Source organism: Streptomyces abikoensis, from assembly GCF_014648775.1.
Taxonomy (GTDB): domain Bacteria; phylum Actinomycetota; class Actinomycetes; order Streptomycetales; family Streptomycetaceae; genus Streptomyces; species Streptomyces abikoensis.
In genome coordinates this window covers 1-891 of record NZ_BMRT01000029.1, presented here as the reverse complement: position 1 = coordinate 891, position 891 = coordinate 1, and the positions used below count along the sequence as shown (strand labels likewise).

The following is an 891-nucleotide window of genomic DNA, read 5'->3' as shown; positions in this document are numbered from 1 at the left end:
GGGACGCGGGGATCGCCAGTGTGGCGGTCTATGCCGATCCGGATCGTGACGCGTTGCATGTCCGGGCGGCCGACGAGGCGTACGCGCTGGGTGGTGAGACCCCGGCGACCAGTTATCTGGACATGGCCAAGGTCCTGGCCGCCGCGGCGGAGTCGGGTGCGGACGCGGTGCACCCGGGGTACGGGTTCCTCTCCGAGAACGCCGAGTTCGCCCAGGCCGTCCTGGACGCCGGCCTGACCTGGATCGGCCCGCCGCCGCAGGCGATCCGGGATCTGGGGGACAAGGTCGCGGCGCGGCATATCGCCCAGCGTGCCGGTGCCCCTCTCGTGGCGGGTACTCCCGACCCGGTCTCGGGGGCGGGGGAGGTCGTGGCGTTCGCGCGGGAGCATGGTCTGCCGATCGCGATCAAGGCGGCGTTCGGTGGCGGTGGGCGTGGTCTGAAGGTCGCCCGCACCCTGGAGGAAGTCCCCGAGCTGTATGACTCGGCGGTGCGTGAGGCGGTCGCGGCGTTCGGGCGGGGCGAGTGCTTCGTCGAGCGCTACCTCGACAAGCCGAGGCATGTGGAGACCCAGTGCCTGGCGGACCAGCACGGCAACGTCGTCGTGGTCTCGACGCGTGACTGCTCGCTGCAGCGCCGCCACCAGAAGCTGGTGGAGGAGGCCCCGGCGCCGTTCCTGTCCGACGAGCAGAACGCCCAGCTCTACGCCGCTTCCAAGGCGATCCTGAAGGAGGCCGGCTACGTCGGTGCGGGGACGGTGGAGTTCCTGGTCGGTGCGGACGGGACGATCTCCTTCCTGGAGGTGAACACGCGTCTGCAGGTGGAGCACCCGGTGACCGAGGAGGTCACGGGGATCGACCTGGTGCGGGAGATGTTCCGGATCGCCGACGGCG

The 891-nt window shown here is 70.7% G+C and carries 1 protein-coding gene; it reads left to right on the top strand.

The features are described 5' to 3' along the window. Positions 1-891 (top strand): ATP-binding protein (locus IE096_RS31085; RefSeq protein ID WP_189457485.1); only part of this gene is annotated, 891 nt, incomplete at both ends.